Here is a 3,401-nt window from a genome sequence, read left to right as displayed (position 1 = left end):
CTGGCGGCCCGGCCCCTCGGCCCGCCGCCGGGGTAGACAGACGGCGCCGGGGCCCGTCCGGCGGACCGAGCCGGAGGAAACCGGCGGCGCCTCGCGGCCCGGGTGGGCGGGGGCGACGGGGTCCCTCCCGCACACGGGCCCCTCCCGCTCGGGTGGAACCGGGTGGGGGCCTCCGGCCGCGATGCGGGGGGAGTCGGCAACCGACGGCAACGCCGCCGGCCCGCTCTTCCCCCTGCCTGAAAGGCGTGGGGAAGAGCGGGCCGGGTCCCGCGTCTTTGGCACGGTCAGCCGGACAGGCGCTAGTCGCCCCGGGACTCCTCCTGCGCCCCGGTGTTCGGGGTGATGGCCTCCCCGGCCTCGCCCCGGTGCCGACGTCGTGCCGGGGAGTCCTCGCCGCGCCGCTCGGCCTCCTCGACCTCGCGCAGCACCTCCTCGACGGCCGTCTCGGGCTTCTTGTGGTCGTCCCGCTCGGACACGGGGTGTCTCCTCTCGTCGTACGTCCGGGTCAGCCGCGCGCGGTGGCGATGCGCAGCGCCACGGGGCCGTCGGCCGCCGTCTCCTTCTCGTTGAGGCGGATGATCTCCGCCCACCAGGACGGGCCGTCCTCGATGTGGCGCAGCAGCACCCCCTCGCGCAGCGCCCAGGGACAGATCGTCACCGTCCCCAGACCGGTCAGCTTCATCGCCGTGTGCCCCACGACCGCGCCCGCCAGGCTCTGCGCGGCGCGCGGGGCGGAGATCCCGGGCAGCCGGGCGCGTTCGGCGGCGGGCAGGGCGGCCAGCCGGTCGATCGCCACCCGCAGGTCGGCGCAGGACAACTCCCGCTCCACGAACGGACCGTGCCGCCCCGGCGCGGCCCCGCACAGCCGCCCCAGCTGCTGGAAGGTGCGGGAGGTGGCCACCGCCGTACGGGGTCCCTCCCAGCGGATCCGGGCCGCCACGTCCCGCAGCTGGTGGCGCACCCGCCGGCGCAGCGCCCGCACCTGCTCCGGGGACGGAGGGTCCGACTCCGCGAAGTACTCGTGGGTGAGCCGGCCCGCCCCCAGCGGCAGCGAGGCGACGAAGTCGGGCAGCCGGCCGCGTCCGAAGGCGACCTCCAGCGAACCCCCGCCGATGTCCAGCAGCGCCAGCGGCCCGCAGCGCCAGCCCATCCAGCGCCGGGCCCCGAGGAACGTGAGCTCGGCCTCCACCTCGCCGGGCAGTGTGCACAGGTCGACACCGGTGCGGGCCCGGACCGTGCTCAGCACCTCCTGCCGGTTCGGGGCGCTGCGTATCACGGCGGTCGCGAACGCCAGGGGACCCGACGCACCCCACCGCGCGGCGGTCCTGTCCGCCGCGGCGACGGCGTCCACCAGGCGCTCCACGGCCTGCTCCGGCACCGACTTCCCGGGCGTGACCTGCTCGGACAGCCTGAGCGGCCACTTCGCCGTGTGGACCGGCAGCGGCGCCCCGCCCGCCGTGTCCGCCACGACGAGTCTGACGGTCTTCGATCCGACATCCATCACGCTGGTTCGCATGGCCCGTGGGTACCCATTTACCGGGCGGAGCAACGGCCGGGCCCCGTGTACGGCGAAGACGCGCCACAGGTGTGGCCGGACGGTGACCGTCCGCCGACGGTCTCCGTCACGCCATCTGCCGCCGCACCAGTTCGTGCAGCCGCCCGCCGGTGTCGGCGAGCAGCCGGGCGGGCGGGCCCTGCTGGACCACCTTGCCGCCCTCCATCACCACCACCCGGTCCGCGTCGAGCACCGTCGACAGCCGGTGCGCGATGACGATCCGGGTCGCCTCCAGGGCCTTGGTGCTCTCGATGACCGCGCGCTGCGTCTCGTTGTCCAGGGCGCTGGTCGCCTCGTCGAAGAAGAGGATCCGCGGCCGGCGGATCAGCGCCTGGGCGATCATCAGCCGCTGCCGCTGGCCGCCGGAGACCGCGCCACTGCCGGAGACGATGGTGTGCAGCCCCATCGGCATCCGCCTGATGTCCTCGGCCAGCCCCGCCATCTCCGCCGCCGCCATGGCCTCCTCCGGCGTGTACGGCTCGGCGCCGCAGATGACGTCCAGGATGGATCCGGTGAACGGCTGTGCGTGCTGGAGCACCACACCGCACTGCCGCCGCACCGCCGACCGGTCGAGCGCGGCCAGATCCTGGCCGTCGTACAGCACACTGCCGGAGACCGGCCGGTCGAAGCCGATCAGCAACCGCAGCAGGGTGGACTTGCCGCAGCCGCTGGGGCCGACGATCGCCACGAACTCGCCCGGCCGCGCCTCGAACGACACGTCGTCCAGGACCAGCGGACCGTCGTCGGAGTAGCGGAAGGACAGCCGCCGCGCCTCGATCGCCCCGGACAGCGGGCCCGGCCGGGTGCTCGCCGCGCGCACCTCGGGCGTGGCGTCCAGCACCGGCTTGATCTGCTCGAACAGCGGCAGCGCGGCGACCGCCGAGACGAACGCCCCGGTCAGCTGGGTGACCGAGGTCAGCACCATCGTCACCGACGTGTTGAAGGTGAGGAACTCCGCCGCCGTCATCGAGCCGCGGGCCGGCCCGGCCAGCAGCATGAACATCGCCAGCGTGACCAGCGGCAGGTAGACCGCGCCCAGCACCGCCGTCAGGTTCTTGATCCGGCCGGCCTTCTGCTGCAGCTCACGGCTGCGGGCGAACTGGGACGCCCACGCGGCGTACGCGTAGTTCTCCGCCGCCGCCACCCGCAGCTTCGGCAGCCCGCGCAGCGTCTGGAAGGCCTGGTTGTTCAGCTTGTTGGTGAGCACCACCAGGCGGCGCTGCCAGCGCACCTGCCACAGCCCGAGCCCCAGGAACACCCCCGCGACGACCACCAGCATCCCGAGCGCGGCCAGCGCCATCGGCACGCTGAACCACAGCAGCAGCCCCAGGTTCACCGCGCCCACGGTGACCGACTGGGCCACTGTCGGACCGACCCCGGCCAGCATGCGGCGGATCGCGCTGATGCCCATGGCCGCGCTCGCCAGCTCACCCGTCGAACGCTCGGTGAAGAACGTGGTCGGCAGCCGCAGCAGCCGGTCCCACACGGCCGGCTGGAGGGTCGCCTCCACCCGGCCCTCCAGACGCAGCAGGGTGAGGTTCTGCAGCAGCATGAAGGCGGCGGCCACCACACTGCTCAGGATCACCGCGAGACACACCTGCACGATCAGTTCGGTCCGCGCCTTCGGCACGAACTCGCCGAGCACCTTGCCGGTCGCCAGCGGCACCAGGGCCCCGATCGCCACCGTCACCAGACCGCTCAGCAGCAGCCCCGTCAGATCACCCCGCGTACCCGTCATGCAGAACCGCAGCAGCCGCAGCGGGCTCAGCCGCCGCTCGGGCAGCGGACGGTAGAACATCACCGCGCGGGGCTCGAACTCCTCGGCGTTCGCCTTCTCGACCGGGGT

Annotated in this window: 3 protein-coding genes; all 3 read right to left on the bottom strand. The window is 73.9% G+C overall.

Annotated features, from left to right (window positions below; translation table 11 throughout):
* Positions 1-299: 299 nt before the first annotated feature.
* The gene (locus B7767_RS46510; RefSeq protein WP_179167232.1) at positions 300-476 is read right to left on the bottom strand and encodes a hypothetical protein; all 177 of its coding nucleotides are present in this window, start codon (positions 474-476) and stop codon (positions 300-302) included.
* A 29-nt stretch (positions 477-505) separates the two neighbouring features.
* A complete protein-coding gene (locus B7767_RS21830; protein WP_085573695.1) occupies positions 506-1,516 on the bottom strand; it encodes a hypothetical protein in 1,011 nt (336 codons plus the stop codon).
* A gap of 106 nt (positions 1,517-1,622) precedes the next feature.
* A partial coding sequence (locus B7767_RS21825) for an NHLP bacteriocin export ABC transporter permease/ATPase subunit (RefSeq protein WP_085573694.1) occupies positions 1,623-3,401 on the bottom strand: 1,779 nt, incomplete at its 5' end.

The sequence above is a fragment of the Streptomyces sp. 13-12-16 genome (assembly GCF_002114215.1).
Lineage (GTDB): Bacteria > Actinomycetota > Actinomycetes > Streptomycetales > Streptomycetaceae > Streptomyces.
Note: the sequence above shows the minus strand (reverse complement) of the source record. Positions and strands in the feature narration are given on the sequence as shown.